14 protein-coding genes and 1 pseudogene are annotated in these 18,803 nt (G+C 70.7%); 14 read left to right on the top strand and 1 reads right to left on the bottom strand.

Features of this window, described 5'->3' with window-relative positions; translation table 11 throughout:
- Positions 1-85: 85 nt before the first annotated feature.
- From F1D61_RS16435 to F1D61_RS16395, 9 genes and pseudogenes are all read left to right on the top strand, one after another.
- A complete protein-coding gene (locus F1D61_RS16435) occupies positions 86-955 on the top strand; it encodes an FAD binding domain-containing protein (RefSeq protein WP_203152779.1) in 870 nt (289 codons plus the stop codon).
- The gene (locus F1D61_RS16430) at positions 945-1,448 is read left to right on the top strand and encodes a (2Fe-2S)-binding protein (protein ID WP_203152778.1); all 504 of its coding nucleotides are present in this window, start codon (positions 945-947) and stop codon (positions 1,446-1,448) included. The genes F1D61_RS16435 and F1D61_RS16430 overlap by 11 nt, the downstream gene beginning before the upstream one ends.
- Positions 1,445-3,829 carry a xanthine dehydrogenase family protein molybdopterin-binding subunit gene (locus tag F1D61_RS16425; RefSeq protein ID WP_203152777.1) on the top strand — a complete coding sequence of 795 codons (2,385 nt, stop codon included), beginning with the start codon at positions 1,445-1,447 and terminating at the stop codon, positions 3,827-3,829. Before F1D61_RS16430 ends, F1D61_RS16425 begins: the two co-directional genes overlap by 4 nt.
- Positions 3,830-3,907: 78 nt before the next feature.
- Positions 3,908-5,143 (top strand): ABC transporter substrate-binding protein, encoded by a 1,236-nt coding sequence (locus F1D61_RS16420; RefSeq protein WP_203152776.1) that lies wholly within the window; start codon positions 3,908-3,910, stop codon positions 5,141-5,143.
- 208 nt (positions 5,144-5,351) lie between these two features.
- Positions 5,352-6,251: a branched-chain amino acid ABC transporter permease gene (locus F1D61_RS16415; RefSeq protein ID WP_246775372.1), complete on the top strand. Its 900-nt coding sequence runs from the start codon at positions 5,352-5,354 to the stop codon at positions 6,249-6,251.
- Positions 6,248-7,266 (top strand): annotated as a pseudogene (locus F1D61_RS16410) (branched-chain amino acid ABC transporter permease). The gene F1D61_RS16415 and the pseudogene F1D61_RS16410 overlap by 4 nt, the downstream one beginning before the upstream one ends.
- Positions 7,260-8,051, top strand: a complete 792-nt coding sequence (locus F1D61_RS16405; protein ID WP_203152775.1) for an ABC transporter ATP-binding protein — start codon at positions 7,260-7,262, stop codon at positions 8,049-8,051. The pseudogene F1D61_RS16410 and the gene F1D61_RS16405 overlap by 7 nt, the downstream one beginning before the upstream one ends.
- Positions 8,048-8,785, top strand: coding sequence for an ABC transporter ATP-binding protein (locus tag F1D61_RS16400; RefSeq protein ID WP_091754621.1), 738 nt, complete (start codon positions 8,048-8,050; stop codon positions 8,783-8,785). Before F1D61_RS16405 ends, F1D61_RS16400 begins: the two co-directional genes overlap by 4 nt.
- Before the next feature lie 953 nt (positions 8,786-9,738).
- Positions 9,739-10,947 carry an ABC transporter substrate-binding protein gene (locus tag F1D61_RS16395; RefSeq protein ID WP_203152774.1) on the top strand — a complete coding sequence of 403 codons (1,209 nt, stop codon included), beginning with the start codon at positions 9,739-9,741 and terminating at the stop codon, positions 10,945-10,947.
- On the opposite strand, the gene F1D61_RS16390 is transcribed toward F1D61_RS16395, so the two are convergent.
- Complete coding sequence (locus F1D61_RS16390) at positions 10,934-11,869, bottom strand: LysR substrate-binding domain-containing protein (RefSeq protein WP_203152773.1); 936 nt, start codon at positions 11,867-11,869, stop codon at positions 10,934-10,936. The two genes, F1D61_RS16395 and F1D61_RS16390, sit on opposite strands and share 14 nt — an antisense overlap.
- A 275-nt stretch (positions 11,870-12,144) precedes the next feature.
- On the opposite strand from F1D61_RS16390, the gene F1D61_RS16385 reads away from it, so the two are divergent.
- Genes F1D61_RS16385 through F1D61_RS16365 form a run of 5 tightly spaced genes read left to right on the top strand, consistent with a single transcriptional unit; the run spans position 12,145 to position 18,106 of the window.
- Positions 12,145-13,323, top strand: coding sequence for an acyl-CoA dehydrogenase family protein (locus F1D61_RS16385; RefSeq protein WP_203152772.1), 1,179 nt, complete (start codon positions 12,145-12,147; stop codon positions 13,321-13,323).
- 10 nt (positions 13,324-13,333) lie between these two features.
- On the top strand, positions 13,334-15,427 hold the full coding sequence (locus F1D61_RS16380) for an acetate--CoA ligase family protein (protein ID WP_203152771.1): 2,094 nt from the start codon (positions 13,334-13,336) through the stop codon (positions 15,425-15,427).
- Positions 15,424-15,783, top strand: a complete 360-nt coding sequence (locus tag F1D61_RS16375; protein ID WP_203152770.1) for a hypothetical protein — start codon at positions 15,424-15,426, stop codon at positions 15,781-15,783. Before F1D61_RS16380 ends, F1D61_RS16375 begins: the two co-directional genes overlap by 4 nt.
- Positions 15,780-16,640, top strand: coding sequence for an alpha/beta fold hydrolase (locus F1D61_RS16370; RefSeq protein ID WP_203152769.1), 861 nt, complete (start codon positions 15,780-15,782; stop codon positions 16,638-16,640). Before F1D61_RS16375 ends, F1D61_RS16370 begins: the two co-directional genes overlap by 4 nt.
- Positions 16,637-18,106 carry an aldehyde dehydrogenase family protein gene (locus F1D61_RS16365; protein ID WP_203152768.1) on the top strand — a complete coding sequence of 490 codons (1,470 nt, stop codon included), beginning with the start codon at positions 16,637-16,639 and terminating at the stop codon, positions 18,104-18,106. Before F1D61_RS16370 ends, F1D61_RS16365 begins: the two co-directional genes overlap by 4 nt.
- Positions 18,107-18,803 lie beyond the last annotated feature (697 nt).

Below are 18,803 nucleotides of genomic sequence, written 5' to 3'. Positions count from 1 at the left end.
CTTCTATTGAGCGAACGATCAATAAGGGCATCCAGCCTGTCTCACGGGACGGTTTGGAGCAAGCCCATCGGGAGGAGGCGAGCGCTTGAAGGCGCCTGATTTCGCCTATGCGCGCCCGGCGTCCCTCGACGCCGCGCTGGCCCTGCTCGCCGAGCACGGGACGGACGCCGTGCCGCTCGCCGGCGGCCAGAGCCTCGTCACAGCCCTCAACATGCGGCTCTCCACCCCTGGCCTGCTGGTCGACCTGAACGCGATCCCCGGCCTTGCGGGCGTCTCGGAGGCGGACGGCGTGGTGCGGATCGGCGCCATGACCCGCCACCGGGACGTCGGTACCGCCCTCGTCCGGGATCGCCTGCCGCTGCTGGCCGCCGCCCTGCCGCACATCGCCCATCCGGCGATTCGCAACCGCGGTACGATCGGCGGTTCCGTCGCGCTCGCCGACCCCGCCACCGAGTGGCCCGCCTGCTGCCTGGCGGCGGGGGCCACCATCCTGGTGCAGGGCCCGAAGGCCGAGCGGCGGATCGCGGCAGACGATTTCTTCCTTGGCCTCTACACGACAGCGCTGGAGCCCGGCGAGATCGTCACGGCGGTCGAGTTTCCGGTGCCGGGCCCCGACGCCGTGTGGGGCTTCGAGGAATTGTCCCGCCGCCACGGCGACTACGCCCTCGTCGGCCTCGCTGCGACGGCCGAGCGCGGCGAGTCCGGCCTCACGAAGCTTCGCCTCGCCTTCTTCGGCGTGGCCGACCGGCCGGTCCTGGCGGTGAAGGCCGCCGCCGCCATCGAGGCGGGCGACGTCGCCGGCGCACAGGCCGCCCTCGGCGACGAACTCGACCCGCCGGACGATCCGGTCACCAAGGCCGCGACGCGGCTTCACCTCGCCCGCGTCGTCCTCGGCCGCGTGGCGGCGCGGATGCGCGACGGCTCCGTCTCGGAGGAGAGCCACCATGGCATCTGAGAGCCCGGACCGCGAGCACGCGGTCGCGTTCACCCTGAACGGCGAGTCGGTGCGCATCCGGGTCCCGTCGCGGATGCATCTCGGCGACCTGCTGCGGGGCTCCTTCGGGCTGACGGGGGTCCATCTCGGCTGCGAGCACGGCGTCTGCGGTGCCTGCACCATCCTGGTCGACGGGCGCGCGGTGCGCTCCTGCCTGATCCTCGGGGTGCAGGCCGACGGCGCCACCGTCGAGACCGTCGAGGGGCTGACGGAGAGCGGGCGCATCAAGGACCTGCAGGATGCCTTCCACACCCGCAACGCCTTGCAATGCGGGTATTGTACCCCCGGCATGCTGGTGACCGCCGCTGAATTGCTGGCGGACGAGGAGGCATGCTCCTCGCGGGACGACATCCGCGCGGCGATCTCGGGCAATTACTGCCGCTGCACCGGCTATCACGCCATCGTCGATGCCATCGCGGCGACGGCCGAGGCCCGCCGGGGGACCGCCGAATGAGCCGCGACGCCCCCGGCCTCACCTTCCTCGACCGGCCGAACAGCTATATCGGCCGCTCGGTCCCCCGCCCGAACGCGAGGCGCTTGCTGGAGGGCCGCGGCGTCTACGTGGACGACGTGGCGGCCTCTCGCATCGGCCACGTCGCCTTCCTGCGCAGCCCCCACGCCCATGCCCGCCTCGTCTCGCTGGAGACCGGCGACGCGAAGGCGATGCCCGGCGTGATCGCGGTTGTGTCGGGCCGCGAACTCGCGGAGGTCTGCACGCCGTGGATCGGGGTGCTCGGCCACTTCAAGGGCCTGCGCTCGGCACCCCAGCACGCTCTGGCGATCGACCGGGTGACCTGGGTCGGCGAGCCCTTCTGCGCGGTCGTCGCCCGCAGCCGGGCCGAGGCGGAGGATGCGCTGGCCGCCATCCTCGTCGAGTTCGAGCCCCTGCCAGCCGTCGTCGACATGGAGACGGCTTTGGACCCCGAGACCCCGCCGATCCACGCCGCGCTCGGCGACAACCTCGCCTTCGAGCGCGTCCTCGACGTGGGCGAGGTCGATGCGGCCTTCCGCGGGGCGGCCGTGGTGGTCGAGGAGACCTACCGGTTCGGCCGGCACACCGGCGTCTGCCTGGAGCCCCGGGCGATCATGGCGGACTGGGCGGCGGCGGACGGGATGCTCACCGTCCACCATTCCTTCCAGGCGCCGCACATGATGCAGGACATCCTGTGCAAGCACCTCTCGCTTCCCGAGGGTGGGGTGCGGGTGATCTGCAAGGATGTCGGCGGCTCCTTCGGGATCAAGGTCCACATCTACCCCGACGAGATGGCGACCTGCGCGCTGGCGCTGATGCTGAAGCGCCCGGTGAAGTTCGTCGCCGACCGGCTGGAGAGCTTCCAGAGCGACATCCATGCCCGCGACCACCGGGTCACGGCCCGGATGGCCTTCTCGGCCGAGGGCGACATCCTCGCCCTCGACATGGACGACCTCACGGGGATCGGCCCCTACTCGGTCTATCCGCGCACCAGCGCGGTCGAGGCGAACCAGGTCGTGAACCTCACGGGCGGCCCCTACCGCCACCAGCATTACCGCGCCCGCGCCCGCGTCGTGCTCCAGAACAAGGCGCCGACCTGCCAGTACCGGGCGGTGGGCCACCCGATCGCCACCATGGTCGCCGAGGGGCTCGTCGATCTCGGCGCGGCGAAACTCGGGCTCGATCCGCTGGCGATCCGGGAGCGCAACGTCATCCCCGACGACGCCTACCCGTGCGCCGGCGTCTCCGGGATCAAGCTGGAGAAGCTCTCGCATCAGGCGGCGCTCGCCAAGCTCAAGGCGATGATGGACTATGACGGCCTGCGGGCCGAGCAGGCCAGGCTGCGCGCGAAGGGGATCCACCGGGGCATCGGGCTCGCGGCCTTCATCGAGATCACCAATCCCTCGGCGGCCTTCTACGGGGTCGGCGGAGCGCGCATCTCCTCGCAGGACGGATGCACGATCCGCCTCGACCCCCAGGGTGGGGTCGTCGCCTCGGTGAGCGTCACCGAGCAGGGTCAGGGCACGGAGGGCATCATCGCCCAGATCGTGGCGACCGCCGCGGGCGTGCCGATGGAGACGGTCCGCGTCATCTCGGGCGACACCCAGGCGACGCCCTATGGCGGCGGCACCTGGGCCTCCCGCGGCGCCGGCATCGGCGGCGAGGCGGCGTGGCAGGCGGGCAAGGCGCTGCGCGCCAACGTCCTCGCCGTGGCCGGCGCCATCCTCCAGGCCGATCCGGAGAGCCTCGACATCCGCGACGGCGCCGTGGTCGACAGGGACGCCGGGACCGAGCGCATGGCGCTCTCCGAGCTCGGCCGCATCGTCTACTTCCGGCCCGACACGCTCCCGCCGGGGGTGCAGCCGGAATTCGTGGCGACCCGCCACTACGTTCCGAAGGACTACCCCTTCGCCTTCACCAATGGGGTGCAGGCCTCCTACGTCGAGGTCGATACCGAGACGGGCTTCGTGAAGCTCCTCAAGCACTGGTGCGTCGAGGATTGCGGCACTGTCCTCAACCCGCTCCTCGTGGACGAGCAGATTCGCGGCGGCATCGTCCAGGGGATCGGCGGGGCGCTGTTCGAGCACTGCCTCTACGATGCGGAAGGTCAGCTCCTGAACGGCTCGATGGCCGACTACCTCGTGCCGATGGCCGTCGAGATGCCCGACATCGAGGTCGCCCACGTCGTCTCGGCGACGGCCTCCTCCGAGCTCGGCGCCAAGGGCGCGGGCGAGGCCGGCACCGCCGGCGCCCCGGCGGCGGTCGTCAACGCCATCAACGACGCTCTCCGCCCCTTCACGGCCAGGGTCTCCCGCCAGCCGGTGACGCCGGAGGTGATCCTGGAGGCGCTCGGCCTGATCTGACCGATTCCGGGAACCGGCCCACCCGAACGAGGCCGGTCCCGACGAGGACACGCACCGCCACACGGAGGGAACGACGGGATGGGAACGGGCTTCGACAGGCGCCGGCTGCTCCAGGGTAGCGCCGCCGCATCCGCGCTGGCGCTCGCCGCCCCGGCATTCCTGCGCTCCGCCTCGGCGCAAGGGGGCCCGATCCGGATCGGCTTCCCGACGCCGCTGACCGGCGCCTTCGGGGCCGAGGCGAACGATCAGGTCCGCGCGGCCCAACTCGCGATCAAGGAGTTCAACGACGCCGGCGGTTTCCAGGGTCGCAACGCCGAGCTTCTGGTGCGCGACGACAAGCTCAATCCCGGGGAGGCCGCGACCCGGACCCTCGAACTCATCGAGAAGGACAAGGTTAACTTCCTCGTCGGCGGGCTCTCGGCGGCGGTGACGCTCTCGATCAACAACGTGGCTCGCGAGCGTGGGGTGATCTACAATTCGATCAGCCAGTCCGACGCCATCAACGAGGCCAAGGATTTCGGCCGCACCACCTTCCACGAGGCCCTGAACCCGCACATGACCGCCGGGGCGGTCGGCCGCTACGTCTTCCCGAAATCGGGCAAGCGCGTCGCCTTCCTCAGCGCCGACTACGCCTACGGGCACGAGATGATGCGCGGCTTCAAGCGCGCAGGCGAGGCCTCCGGGATCGAGGTCGTGGCCGACATCCGCCACCCGATCGGCGCCTCCGACTATTCGGCCTTCCTGCCTCGGATCGCCGCGCTCAAGCCCGACGTGCTGTGCCTGTGCAATTTCGGCCGGGATCAGGTCGTGTCGATCCAGCAGGCCACCGAGTTCGGCCTGAAGCGCAACACCAAGCTCGTGGCGCCGGTTCTCCTTTTCACCTCCCGCAAGGCCGGCGGCGACGCCTTCGACGGGGTGATCGGCGGCACCTCGTACTACTGGCGTCTCGAGGACAGCGTACCGACCGCGAAGGCGTTCAACGACCGCTTCCGCGCCGCCTATAACGGCGCCGTGCCGTCGGATTACGGCGCGCTCGGCTATGCCGGCGTCCGCTCGGTGCTGGAAGGCGTGAAGGCCGCGGGCTCGGTCGAGACCGACAAGGTCATCGCCGCGATGGAGGCCTTGAAGGCCGATTTCTACAAGGGACCCCAGAGCTTCCGGAAGTGCGACCACCAGTCGGTCCAGTCGGTGCTGATCGTCGAATCGAAGTCGAAGACCATGAAGACCCCCGATGACGTCTTCACGATCCTCGGCACGGAAGGGCCGGACGAGCGCTCCCTGCGCAGCTGCGACGAACTCGGCCACAAGGCGTGACCGCCCCCGTGAATCCCGCCGCCAGCGTCGCAGCCTCCGTTGACGCGCCGCACACGGCTCATCGTGAGCCGCCGGCCCTCATGCGGCTCTCCTCCCGCCGGCGCTCCCGTCGTCCGGGCGGGGGGGAGGCTCGCGATGGATCCTCTGCGTGTGCGAGCCGTACGGCTGCGTGCCATCGCGTCGGCCGATGCTCCAGGAGGACGCCCCGGTGAACGACATCACCCTCGCGGGCTTCCCGCTCGATCTCCTCGCCCTCCAACTCGTCACCGGCGTGGCGCTAGGGGCGATCTACGTGCTGGTGGGGATCGGCCTGTCGCTGATCTTCGGGCTGATGAACGTCGTGAACTTCGCCCACGGCGCCTTCTTCATGGCTGGCGCCTATGTCGGCGTGTTCCTCTACGGCTACACGGGAAACTTCTGGGTGAGCCTCGTCGCGGCGCCGCTGGCGATGGGGCTGCTCGGGCTCGTGGTGGAACGGGTGCTGGTCAGGCCGCTCTACGGGCGCGGAATCGACGATCCGCTGCTCCTGACCTTCGGCCTGTCCTACGTGATGGTCGAGAGCGTGCGCATTGCCTTCGGCCTGACGGGTCTGCCTTTCGGCGCGCCGCCGGAGCTGCGCGGGGCCGTCGATATCGGTATCGGCTATTTCCCCCTGTACCGGCTGTTCCTGATCGCCTTCTCCCTCGTGGTGGTCGGCGCTCTGTGGCTGTTCATCGAGCGCACCTCCTTCGGCCTCGTGATCCGGGCCGGAGCGCGGGATCCGCAGATCGTGCAGGTGCTCGGCATCGAGATGTCGAAGGTCTGGCTCGCGGTGTTCGGCCTCGGCTGTGCGCTCGCCGGGCTCGCCGGCATCCTCGCCGCGCCGCTCCAGGGGGTGACGCCGGAGATGGGCATCCCGGTGCTCGCCGAGGCCTTCGTGGTGACGGTCGTCGGCGGCATGGGCTCGCTGGCCGGCGCGGTGCTCGCCGGGATGATCGTCGGCATCGTCGTGGCGATGACCTCGCTGGTCGCCCCGGACATGACCAAGATGGCGATCTTCGCCCTGATGGCCCTCGTTCTCCTCGTGCGGCCGCGCGGCCTGCTCGGCCGGGCGGGGGCGCTCGGATGAGCGCGAAAGCCCCCGGACAGGCGCTGGCGAAGGGCGGCGCACGGACCTCGGCCCGGCCCGGCTCCGGCCGCTGGCTGGCGCTCGCGAGCCGTCACAGGGTCGCCCTGACGCTCGCCTTCCTTCTCGTCTTTCCCTGGATCGCGCCCTACCAGGCGCTCGCCGTGAACATCCTCGTCCTCGGGCTCTATGCGCTCGGGTTCAACCTGCTCTTCGGGTATACGGGCCTCCTCTCCTTCGGCCACGCCGCCTTCCTCGGGGAGGGGCCTATGGCAGCGGCATCGCCATCGTCCATTACGGGCTGCATCCGGCGCTCGCCCTCGTCGCCGGCACGCTGCTTGCCACCCTCATCGCCGCCGTCATGGGCGTGCTCGCGATTCGCACCCGGGGCATCTACTTCGCGATGACGACGCTCGCCCTCTCGATGTGCGTCTACTACGCCTTCTACCGCGCCGAGGCGTTCACCGGCGGCGAGAACGGCCTGCGCGGCATCAACGTCCAGAACCTCGCCCTGCCGGGCCTCACCCTCAACCTGCTCGACCCGATGGTAAAGTACTATGCGGTGCTCGCCGTCGTCGGCGCGGCGGTCTGGCTGTTCTCGCGACTCCTGTCTTCGCCCTTCGGCGCGGCCCTGGAGGCGATCCGCGAGAACGAGGGGCGGGCGCAGGCCTGCGGCTACGACGTGCGTCGGATGAAGCTCGTGGCCTTCATCCTCTCCGGCGCCCTGTGCGGTCTCGCCGGAGCGCTTCAGGCGATCCACCTCTCGATCGTGCCGATCGAGACGATGCATTACGCGACCTCCGGGCAGGCGGTGATGATGGCGCTGCTCGGCGGCATGGGGACCTTCTTCGGGCCCTTCGTCGGCGCCGCGACCTTCTCGCTGCTGCAGGACGGGCTCGCGACGCTGACGAGCCACTGGCAGCTCCTCGTCGGAGCGATCTTCATCGCCTTCGTGCTGTTCCTGCCGCTCGGCATCTGGGGCGAGGTGATGGCGCGCCTGAGGAGGGCCGGATGGTGAGCGCAGCCCCCCTGGCGGCCTCCCCCGCCGCCGTCGCCTCTCCGCCGCCGCTCCTCGCCACGGAGGGGCTCGGCAAGCGGTTCGGGCATTTCCGGGCGCTGTCGGACGTCACCGTCGGCTTCCCCGAGGGCGGCATCACCGCGATCATCGGGCCGAACGGAGCTGGCAAGTCGACCTTCTTCAACCTGATCTCCGGCGCCTTCCCGCCGAGCGAGGGACGCGTGCTGTTCCGGGGGCGGGACATCACCGGGTCGCCGCCACACCACTTCGCCCGGATGGGCATCGCCAAGTCGTTCCAGATCACCAACGTCTTCCCGCAGCTGACGGTGCGCGAGAACGTCCGGGTCGCGGCCCAGGCACGCAGCGTCCGCTTCGCGTTCTTCCGCCACCGCTCGGCCTACCCCGTGCTCACCGAGCGGGCCGAGGAGCTGCTCACGGAAGTCGGCCTCGCCTCCCGGATGGACCGCCTCGCCCGGGAACTCGCCCACGGCGAGCAGCGGGCCCTGGAGATCGCGGTGGCGCTCGCGGCCGAGCCGACCCTGCTGCTCCTCGACGAGCCGACGGCCGGGATGAGCCCGGAGGAGACCCGGGAGATGATGGACCTCGTCCAGCGCCTCGCCGAGACCCGCACCCTCATTCTCGTCGAGCACAAGATGAAGCTCGTCATGGGCCTGTGCCGCCGTCTCGTCGTGCTGCACCAGGGCCAGCTCCTGGCGGAAGGCACCCCCGACGACATCCGCGCCCATGCGGAGGTGCGCCGGGTGTATTTGGGCAAGAGCGCATGAGCGCCGGAACCGAACCGCTGCTCGCGGTCCAGAACCTCAGGGCCTGGTACGGCCACTCGCACATCCTGCAGGGGATTTCCCTGGAGGTCCGCCGGGGTGAGATCGTGACCCTGGTCGGCCGCAACGGCGCGGGCAAGACGACGACGCTGAAGTCGATCATGGGTCTCGTGCCCAAGCGCGAGGGGCGTGTGACCTTCGCCGGCGCCGACATTCTCGACCGACCGCCGCACGAGCGCTTCCACCGGGGCCTTGCCTACGTGCCGGAGGAGCGGCGTATCGTGCCGGGGCTGACGGTGGAGGAGAACTTGCGCCTCGGCATCCTCGCTGCCAAGGGCGAGCGGGCCTCCCGCCGCGACGAGGCCCGCCGGATCGAGGTGATCGCCGAGACCTTCCCCCGGCTGAAGCAGCGCCTCAAACAGGAGGCGATCACCCTATCCGGCGGCGAGCAGCAGATGCTCGCCATCGCCCGCGCCTTGATGGCCGAGCCGGTGATGGTGCTCCTCGACGAACCCTCCGAAGGGATCATGCCGATCCTCGTCGAGGAGATGTTCGAGCAGTTCGTGGCGATGAAGCGAGCGGGGACGACGATCCTCCTCGTCGAGCAGAACGTCGAGCTCGCCCTGGAGGTCTCCGACCGCGTCTACATCGTGGACGGTGGCGCGGTCGTCTACCATGGTCCCGCCGTCGACCTGCGGGCCGATCCCGAGATCCAGGCGCGCTATTGCGCCGTCTGATACGGTCTTCGGTAGATTCCCTCCGGAGACCGCATGACCAGCCCGCGCGGTTGAGCCTACAGTTCCACACACCTGAGCGAAGCCGATTTCCCGCCTCGCGAACGCGAGTGAGAAGCAATCGCCGAGCGATCAACCGGAAATCGCACGATCGACAAAAGAAGGCGAGGACGAACGTCGCTCGAAGCCTCCGGGGTGCTCGCTCGCTGCTCTGCCGCGTCCAGTTGGCTCGGCCATGCCACGGTTCAGCCGCGAACGAGCATGCGGCCGCTCACGGGTTCGAACTGAGACGCTTCAAACGACTGAGCTGAGCGCAAAGAGAAGGTCCGGCTTTCGGCCGAGACTTGGGTTTCGCTCGTGGTGCATGGCCTAATAAGCGAAACGCGAACTCCTGACCCTTTGCAGATTTTCGATAATACCTGCTGAGAGGTCCGCTCCCTGCAGGAAATCCGACGCTGATCCTCTCTCGGTTTCACGGAAACCTCTGATGCGTTCGTTGCGAGCAAGGGAGGCTATGACAGTGAGTTACCGATGAGGTCGGTACACGGCAAGATACGGCCCAAGTTCATGAAAGTCCGCGCGAACGGAGCGCTTGCGCGAGGTCTTGGAGCGGTTAGGGCTTCGGGTCGGCCCGCTCGGCACCCCGACGAAGTGATACGGCGTGGCTCTTCCCGTCGGCTGAGCTGTGCGATGCCGTGATGAGCTTGCGATGCGATCGTCGGAGGCGCGCTTGTCGCGAGACGTCGATCGCACTCGGACCAAGTCGACCGGCCGCGTGGGACCGGGAGACCACCGCGTGCGCGCAGGTCACGCGGTCATTCCAAATCCGAACTTGTCTCGCGCGGCCGAAACGCCCCCCATCGCGCCAAGCCCGGACTGCGCTGCCCCGCCCGCGAGATGCGAGCTCCCCGGCACGCGGACGACGCGGGCGATTCCTTTCGGGAGATGTGATCATCATGCGGAGCTGCGCGCTGGCGGCCCTCGTCGCCCTGGCACTGGCCGGACCGGCCCGCGCCGCCATGTCCGACGGCGTCGTGCGGATCGGGGTCCTCACCGACATGGGAGGTCCGTACTCGGACAATGTCGGGGCCGGGGCCGTCCTGGCGGCCCGGATGGCGGTCGAGGATTTCGGCGGCACCGTCGCCGGCGTGCCGGTCGAGGTCGTCGCCGCCGATCACCAGAACAAGACCGATGTCGGCTCGGCCATCGCCCGCCGGTGGTACGACGTCGACAAGGTCGATGCGATCACCGAAGTCGTATCCTCGGCGGTCGCCCTCTCGGTCCAGCAGATCTCCCGCGACAAGGACCGCATCTTCCTGGCGACCGGCCCGGGCACCCCGGACCTCACCGGCAAGGCCTGCTCGCCCGTCGGCCTGCACTGGTCCTACGACAACTACGCGCTCGGCAACGTCGTGGCCGGCGCCGTGGTGCGGCGCGGCCTGAAGAAGTGGTTCTTCCTCACCGCCGATTACAGCTTCGGCCACGCGCTCGAGGCGCAGGCCTCCCGGGTGGTGAAGGCCAATGGCGGCACGGTGATCGGATCGGCGCGCCATCCCCTCGGCTCGTCCGACTTCTCCTCCTTCCTGCTCCAGGCGCAGGCCTCGGGCGCCGACGTGATCGGGCTCGCCAATGCGGGCACCGACATGATCAACGCGCAGAAGCAGGCGGCCGAGTTCGGGCTGACGAGCGGCGGGCAGAGCCTGGCGGCCTTGCTCGTCAACCTGCCCGACATCCGTGCCCTCGGGCTCGACAGCGCCAAGGGGCTCCTTCTCGCCGACAGCTTCTACTGGGACATGACCGACGCGACCCGGACCTGGTCGAAGCGCTTCATGGCGCGGTTCGACGGCCGCGCCCCCGGCAGCCTCCAGGCCGGCGTCTACGGCGCGGTGACCCACTACCTCAAGGCGATCCGGGCCGCCGGCACCGACGACGCCAAGACGGTGATGGCGAAGATGCGCGAGATCCCGATCGACGACTTCTATACAAAGAACGCCCACCTGCGCGCCGATGGCCGCGTCGTCCGCGACATGTACCTGTTCCAGGTCAAGACGCCGGCCGAATCGAAATATCCGTGGGACTACTACAAGCTGCTCGAGACCGTGCCGGGCGAGCAGGCCTTCCGGCCCCTCGCCGAGGGCGGCTGCCCCCTCGTCACGACGCAGTGACCGCCCGGGGCGTTCCGAGTGGGCGCGCGCCGGCAATCTCAGCGGAGGCGGCGTGGCCGGCCTCCGCCTCGAGCCAGGCGAGGAAGAGGTCGAGCTTGCGCGAGGACGGCCGGTCGAGCGGCCAGACCGCGTAGAGGCCGAGATCGCGCCGTACGGGGCGGTCGAACAGTGGCACCAGCCGGCCGGACGCGATCTCGTCCTTGAGCAGCAGGACCTGCCCCATGGCGACGCCGAGACCCTCGGCGGCCGCCTGGTAGGTGAGGACGGAGCTCTCGAACACCATGCCGCGCCCGACATCGACGTCGTGAACGTTCGCCGCCGCGAGCCAGTCCGGCCAGTCCCGCCGCCGGTAATACGAGTGGAGGAGCTGGCGCGTCCGAAGGAGTGCCGGATCGCCCCCGGCGAGGCCGGCCGCGAGGGCCGGGCTGCAGACCGGCTGGATCACGTCGGGCAGGAGCAGGGCCGAGCGTGTCCCCGGCCATTGCCCGGTGCCGAGCTGGATCGCGACGTCGACCGTCTCGCGGGTGAAGTCCACCGGCCGCACGATGTTGGAGAGCCGGATGTCGAGGCGCGGGTAGCGGGCCTTGAGCGAGGGCAGGCGCGGGATCAGCCACCTCGTCGCGAAGGTGGCGTAGGCGCGCACGTGCAGGGTCTCGCCCACCTTCTCGTCGCTCAGGCGCGCGGTCGCGGCGGCGATCCGGGCGAAGGGCTCGTTGATCTCGGCGGCGTAGAGCCGGCCGGCCTCGGTCAGGGTCGCGCCGTGCCGCTCGCGATGGAACAGCCGCACGCCGAGGAACCCCTCCAGCACCGCGATCTGCCGGCTGACCGCCGATTGCGTGACGTTCAGCTCACCCGCCGCGCGGCCGAAGCCGCCGAGCCGGGCCGCGACCTCGAAGACGTGCAGCGGGTTGAGGGGCGGCATGCGGCGCGACATCGCGGCTTTGAAGGTCTCAGGACGGCGGGGATCCCCGCGTAAAACTCATGCCAGCTTAACGCCTGCTCAATTGCGGAGCAAACCGCACCGGCGATGATGCGGTCCGCGAGAGCATTTCCGAGGAAGCAGGCACCGCTTCGTCGGACGATGCCGAAGGATCACAGACCGGGGCCCGCTTCGATGGCGACGCGATCGAAAGGGGCTCTCGTCGCCACTGCGCCGAGCCATCGGCCGCCCGCCCGCCGGGCCGACGCGAGGATTCCATGGATTTCGCCCTGACCGAAGAGCAGGCGCTCTTTGCCGATTCCGTCCGGCGCTTCGCCGAGCAGCACCTGCGGACGGGCGCGCTCGCCCGCGCCCACGACCCGCGCTTCCCGTTCGACGTGGCGCAGCTCCTCGCCGGCCAGGGGCTCCTCGGGATCACGATGGATCCCCAGGAGGGCGGCCAGGGCGGAACGCTCATGGATGCGGTGATCGCCATCGAGCAGGTCGCAGCGGTCTGCCCGCGCAGCGCCGACGTGATCCAGGCCGGCAATTTCGGACCGATCCGCACCTTCGTCGAGTACGCCACGCCCGAGCAGAAGGCGCGGTTCCTGCCCGACCTGCTGGCCGGGCGCAGCGTCATCAGCCTCGGCATGTCGGAGCCGGGCGCCGGCTCGGCGGCCACCGACCTCGAGACCCGCGCCCGCCAGGACGGCGACGACTACGTGATCGACGGCGCCAAGGTCTTCTCGACCCACAGCCCGGACGCGTCGGTCTTCCTGGTCTATGTCCGGTTCGGGCCCGGGGTGGGCGGGATCGGCTCTGTCCTGGTCGAGCGTGGCACGCCGGGCTTCACCATCGGCAAGCCCTCCGCCTTCATGAGCGGGGAGGAATGGTCGCAGCTCTACTTCGAGAACTGCCGCATCCCGGCCGCGAACGTGCTGCTCGGGCCCGGCGGCTTCAAGCGCCAGATCGCCGGCTTCAACGTCGAGCGGCTCGGCAATTCCTCCCGGGCGCTGGCGCTCGGCCGCTACGCCTTCACCCTGGCACGCGACCACGCCCTCGAGCGGCGCCAGTTCGGCCGGCCGCTCTGCGAGTTCCAGGGCCTGCAATGGAAGTTCGCCGAGCTCGCGGTGAAGCTCGACGCGGCGCAGCTCCTGCTCTACCGGGCCGCCTCGACCCGGGAGGGCGAGCTGCCCTCGGCCGCCGACACCGCCATGGCGAAGCTCGCCTGCAACCAGGCCGGCTTCGAGGCGGCGAACGAGGCCGTGCAGGTGATGGGCGGCCTCGGCTACTCGACCGAGGCGCTGGCCGAGTACTGCATGCGGCGCACCCGCGGCTGGATGATTGCGGGCGGCTCGATCGAGATGCTGAAGAACCGTATCGCCGAGCACGTCTTCGACCGCCGCTTCGACCAGCGCGCGCCTAGGCCCGGACCCGCCGCGCAGGCGGCCGAGTAGGGGGCGACGCATGAGCCCGAGCCTCGGCCGGTCCCTGCTGCATCCGCGCAGCGTCGCCCTCATCGGCGCCTCGGACGATGCCACCAAGACGGGCGGGCGTCCGCTCGCCTACCTGCGCCGGGCGGGATTTTCCGGCGTGGTCTATCCGGTCAATCCCCGCCGCGCGACGGTGCAGGGGCTGCGGGCCTATCCCTCCCTCAGCGCCCTGCCGGAGGTGCCCGACCACGCTTTCATCCTGACGCCGACGGAGGGCGCGCTCGAGGCGGTGGCGGCCTGCGCGGCGCGCGGCGTGCCGCTCGCGACGGTGCTCGCCGGGGGCTTTGCCGAGGAGGGTGAGGCGGGGCGCGCCCGCGAGGCCGAGTTGCGCCGGATCCTCGCCGGCGGGCCGACCCGCCTCCTCGGGCCGAACAGCATCGGCATCGTCAACGTCGCGACGGGCCTGAGCCTGACGGCCAACGGCGCCTTCGCGGAGCCCGAGATCCGGCGCGGGAGCGTGTTCGTCGCCTCGCATTCGGGCAGCATGATCGGCGCGATCCTGTCGCGCGGCCTCGCCAAGGGCCTCGGCTTCGCGGGGTTCGTCTCGACCGGCTCGGAGGTCGATCTCAGCCTCGGCGAGATCTGCGCGGCGACCCTCGACGACCCGGCGATCGAGGCCTACGCGCTGTTCCTCGAGACGATCACCCACGGCGCCGACATCCGGCGCTTCGCGGTCGCCGCGGCGGCGCGCGGCAAGCCGGTCATCGCCTACAAGCTCGGCCGGTCGGCGCAGGGAGCGGAGCTGTCGCAATCCCATACCGGCGCCATCGCGGGCGAGGACGGGATTGCCGACGCCTTCCTGCGCGATTGCGGCATCGCCCGGGTCGAGACCCTCGAGGGCCTGATCGAGGGCATCCCGCTGGTCCGCCGGGTCGGCGTCCCGGAGCGGCCGCTGCGGCCGAAGGTGGCGGTGGTGACGACCACCGGCGGCGGCGCCGCGATGGTGGTCGACCAGCTCGGCCTGCGCGGCATCGAGGCCGCGGTGCCGAGCGAGGCCACGATGGCGCGGCTGAACGAGCGCGGCGTGGTCGCGCCGCGCGGCCGGATCCTCGATCTCACGCTCGCCGGTACCCGCCCGGCGGTCATGTCGGCGGCGCTGGACACCCTCCTGGCGGCGCCGGAATTCGACCTCGTGGTCGCGGTGGCCGGCTCCTCGGCCCGCTTCCAGCCCGACTTGCTGGTGCCGGCGATCACCGCGGCGGCGACGGCTGCGGCGCGCCCGCTCGTGGCCTTCGCGGCCCCGGACGCGCCGCAGGCGCTCGCGCATCTTGCCGAGGCGGGGATCCCGTCCTTCCGCACGCCGGAAGCCTGCGGCGACGCGATCGCGGCGGTGTTCGGGCGGCGCCCCGCCAAGGCCCTTCCTCCCCAGGCAGGACAGGCAAGCGGAGAGCCGCGCCTCCTCGACGAGGCCGCGGGCTACGCGGTGCTCGCCCGCCTCGGCCTCCCGGTCGCCGCCCACGCCGTGGTGGAGGCCGGGGCGACGGCGTCGCCGATCGGCTATCCGGTAGCGGTCAAGCTGCTCTCGGCCGAGGTGCTGCACAAGACCGAGCTCGGCGGCGTCGCCCTCGGCATTCGCGACGACGGCGCCTTCCGGGACGCCGCCGCCGGCATCGCCGGGCGGGTATCCCGGGCGCGCCCCGGCCTCGCGGTCGAGCGGCTGCTGGTCCAGGCGATGGCCTCCGGGCTCGGCGAGGTGCTGCTGAGCGTGCACCGCGACGCGGAGGCGGGCCTCGTCGTGATGCTGGCGGCCGGCGGGATCCTGGCGGAGATCCATCAGGACCGCAGCCTGCGCCTCGGCCCCGTCGACCGCCGCGAGGCGGTCGCCATGATCGACGAGGTCAAGGCGCTGCGGGCGCTCGCCGGCTATCGCGGCCGGGAGCGCGGCGACCTCGACGCCCTCGCGGACGCCATCGTCGCCCTCTCGGCCTGCGGCCCCGAGATCGTCGAGGCCGAGATCAACCCGCTCGTCGTGCGGCGCAAGGGCGAGGGCGTCGTCGCGGTCGACGCCGTCGTGCGGGTACGTGAGGACACCAGGATCGGAGATCCGATGACCGGGGAGACACCATGATCGACCACCTCGCCGAGCGGGTGAACGCGGATGAGCGCCTCGTCCATCGCGGCCGCTTCGTCGACACGACCTTCCTCATCGGGGTCGGGGAGGAGAGCTGGCTCGTGCGCATCCGCGACGGGCGCGTCGACGAGGTGCGCAAAGGGCCCTTCGTCATGGCGCGCTGGACCTTCGCCCTGCGCGCCTCGGCCGAGAGCTGGCGGACCTTCTGGTCGCCGTCGCCGCCCCCGGGCTTCCACGACCTCTTCGCGATGATCCGGTTCGGGCGCCTCGCGGTCGAGGGCGACATGCATCCCTTCATGGCCAACCTGTTCTACTTCAAGGGCGTGCTCGGCGCGCCGAGGAGCCCCGCATGAGCGCGCCCGTCTACGAGCCGATCACCGGCCGCTACCTGCGCGTCGATCTCCTCGGCAAGCCGCACCGGGTCTACGTCGAGGAGGCCGGGGAGGGCGTGCCGCTCCTCTGCCTCCACACCGCGGGCAGCGACAGCCGGCAATGGCGCGGCGTCATGAACGATCCGGGGATCCTGTCGCGGTTCCGGGTCATCGCCTTCGACCTGCCCTGGCACGGCAAGTCCTCGCCGCCGGCGGGCTGGCACGAGGAGACGGAGTACCGCCTCACCTCGCGCGACTACGCCGACGTCATCCTGGGCGTCGCCGACGCGCTCGGCCTCGACCGGCCGGTGGCGATGGGCTGCTCGATCGGCGGCCGCATCGTGCTCCACCTCGCCCTCGATCACCCCGAGCGGTTCGGGGCGGTGATCGGCCTGCAATCCGGCGGCCACGTCGCGCCCTACTACGACACGCAGTGGCTCCACCGCCCCGACGTCCACGGCGAGGTCTCGGCCGCCGTGGTCTCGGGCCTGATCGGGCCGGCCGCCAGCGACGAGAACCGCTGGGAGACGCTCTGGCACTACATGCAGGGTGGACCGGGGGTCTTCAAGGGAGACCTCTACTTCTACAAGGTCGATGGCGACATCCGGGGGCGCTTGTCGGAGATCGACACCGCGCGGTGCCCGGTCCACCTCCTGACCGGGGAATACGACTACAGCTGCACCCCCGACGACACCCGGGCGGCCGCCGCCAGCATCCGGGGCTCGGAGGCGGTGATCATGCCGGGGATCGGCCATTTCCCGATGAGCGAGGACCCGGAGGGCTTCCTCGGGCATCTGCGTCCGGTGCTCGACCGCATCCTGTCGGAGCGCCGGCCGTGACCGGCGCGCCGGGCCCGAACGCCCGCCGCGACGCCGAGGCGGCCTATCCGGCGCTCGCCCTCGTCGTCGGGGGCCGCTGGATCGGGGCGGAGGAGCGCCCGACCGTGCCGGTCGTCGATCCGGGCACCGAGCGGGTGCTCGGACACCTGCCCGTGGCGGACGAGGCCGACCTCGACCGCGCCATCGAGGCCGCGCACGACGCCTTCCCGGGCTGGCGCGACACGCCGGCCCTCGCGCGCGGCCGCATCCTGCGCGCCGCTGCCGGCTGGCTGCGGGCGCACAGGCGCGACTGGGCCGGGCTGATCGCGCTCGAACTCGGCAAGCCCCTCGCGCAGGCCGAGGCGGAGGCCGAGACGGCCTGCGAGATGATAGACTGGGCCGCCGAGGAGGGCCGCCGTCTCTACGGCCGCGACATCCCGCCGAGAACGTCCGGACTGCGCCTGACCGCATTCTCCGAGCCGGTCGGGCCGGTCGGCGCCATCGCGGGCTGGAACGCGCCGGCGATCACCCCGGCGCGCAAGATAGCCGGTGCGCTCGGCGCGGGGTGCTCGATCGTCCTCAAGCCGTCGGAGGCGACGCCCGCCTCGGGCCTGATCCTTGCCCGCGCCTTCGCGGAGGCCGGCCTGCCGCCCGGCGTCCTCAACCTGGTGTTCGGGGACCCGCCCGCCATCGGGCGCAGGCTCGCCACGGATCCCCGCCTGCGGATGCTCTCCTTCACCGGGGGCACGTCGGTGGGCAAGGACCTCGCCGCGCTCTGCGCCGCGACGATGAAGCGGATGGTGATGGAGCTCGGCGGCCATGCGCCGGTGATCGTGCTGGCCGATTGCGACGTCGAAGCGGTCGCCCGGGCCGGCGCGGCGGCGAAGTACCGCAATGGCGGCCAGGTCTGCACCTCCCCGACCCGCTTCCTCGTCGAGGCGCCCGCCTATCGCCGCTTCGCCGATGCCTTCGTGGGCGCGGCGCAGGCGCTGAAGGTCGGCGATCCCTTCGCGGCGGGCACGCAGATGGGCCCGCTCCAGAATGCCCGCCGCGCCGCCGCGATCCGGGCCCTCCTAGCCGATGCCCGGCCGCGGGCGACGCTGAGCGAGGGGAGCGCGCCCGAGGGACCGGGCTTCTGGCAGGCGCCCGCCGTGCTGACGGATCTCGGACCGGAGGCGCGGGCCTGGCACGAGGAGCCTTTCGGCCCCCTGGCGGTCCTCGCGCCCTGCGCTGGTCTCGACGCGGCGATCGCCGAGGCGAACCGCCTGAGCCTGGGACTTGCCGCCTACGCGTTCACCAGCAGCCTCGCGGCGGCTGAGCGCCTGGGCCGCGAGGTCCAGGCGGGAACCCTGGCGGTCAACCACTGGTCGGCGTCGTTCCCGGAGACGCCGTTCGGCGGCGTGAAGGACAGCGGTTTCGGTCTTGAGGGCGGCCAGGAGGGCGTGATGGCGTTCCGCCAGCAGCGCTTCGTCTCGGTCGCGTCGTGAAGCGAGACGGAACTCCGGGAGCAAGTCGCTTGCGCTGCCCGGTCAAGCTCCCGACCCGGTCGCATCGGCGATTGGCATCAGGTCTCGACGAGCGCGCACCCGCCTCGAGCCAGGGGGGCAGCCGGGTTTCGGCCACAGAGCGTCCCGGTGCAGCAGCCGGCATGAGCCGGTCGGCGGATGGCAGCCCGGAGACGCGGGCCGGGTTTTCGACCAGGATCCGATGCTGTTCGGCCGGGTCGGGCGCGAACTTGGCGAAAAGACGCGGTCGGTGCCGGCTACGAGGACGGCAAGTGAGAACCTGTTTGAGTGGATCGGTCTAACCAAAGCTGAAAGGAATGAGGAGACATCCTATCCTTCCACCTCAGAGCCTGTTTGAGCAGGAATTCTACCCAAGACTTGAGGCGGGCGGGATCATCCTACCCTCTAACCTCATCCTGAGGTGCGAACGAAGTGAGCCTCGAAGGAGGGCTCCAGGGATCGCCGAGGCTTCTGGAGCCCTCCTTCGAGGTCAGTCGATCTGCGATCGCGTGCGATCTCTGATCGCCAACACCTCAGGATGAGGTGGAATGGTGGGATATCTCCTGATTTTTCTCAGTTTGTGTCAAATCGCTTTGCTTAAACAGGCTCTCAGGAAGTTGGAGCCTCCGGGAAAACCGGGGCGGTTCAGCGGCCCGCCATTCCAGCCGCTCATCTGTCA

It is taken from the genome of Methylobacterium aquaticum (genome assembly GCF_016804325.1).
Taxonomy (GTDB): Bacteria; Pseudomonadota; Alphaproteobacteria; order Rhizobiales; family Beijerinckiaceae; genus Methylobacterium; species Methylobacterium aquaticum_C.
Note: the sequence above shows the minus strand (reverse complement) of the source record. Positions and strands in the feature narration are given on the sequence as shown.

Coding starts and splice junctions, on each gene's coding strand:
- F1D61_RS16430 (WP_203152778.1), top strand. CDS start 945: ATGGCATCTGAGAGCCCGGACCGCGAGCACGCGGTCGCGTTCACCCTG.
- F1D61_RS16425 (WP_203152777.1), top strand. CDS start 1,445: ATGAGCCGCGACGCCCCCGGCCTCACCTTCCTCGACCGGCCGAACAGC.
- F1D61_RS16420 (WP_203152776.1), top strand. CDS start 3,908: ATGGGAACGGGCTTCGACAGGCGCCGGCTGCTCCAGGGTAGCGCCGCC.
- F1D61_RS16405 (WP_203152775.1), top strand. CDS start 7,260: ATGGTGAGCGCAGCCCCCCTGGCGGCCTCCCCCGCCGCCGTCGCCTCT.
- F1D61_RS16400 (WP_091754621.1), top strand. CDS start 8,048: ATGAGCGCCGGAACCGAACCGCTGCTCGCGGTCCAGAACCTCAGGGCC.
- F1D61_RS16395 (WP_203152774.1), top strand. CDS start 9,739: ATGCGGAGCTGCGCGCTGGCGGCCCTCGTCGCCCTGGCACTGGCCGGA.
- F1D61_RS16390 (WP_203152773.1), bottom strand. CDS start 11,869: ATGCCGCCCCTCAACCCGCTGCACGTCTTCGAGGTCGCGGCCCGGCTC.
- F1D61_RS16385 (WP_203152772.1), top strand. CDS start 12,145: ATGGATTTCGCCCTGACCGAAGAGCAGGCGCTCTTTGCCGATTCCGTC.
- F1D61_RS16380 (WP_203152771.1), top strand. CDS start 13,334: ATGAGCCCGAGCCTCGGCCGGTCCCTGCTGCATCCGCGCAGCGTCGCC.
- F1D61_RS16375 (WP_203152770.1), top strand. CDS start 15,424: ATGATCGACCACCTCGCCGAGCGGGTGAACGCGGATGAGCGCCTCGTC.
- F1D61_RS16370 (WP_203152769.1), top strand. CDS start 15,780: ATGAGCGCGCCCGTCTACGAGCCGATCACCGGCCGCTACCTGCGCGTC.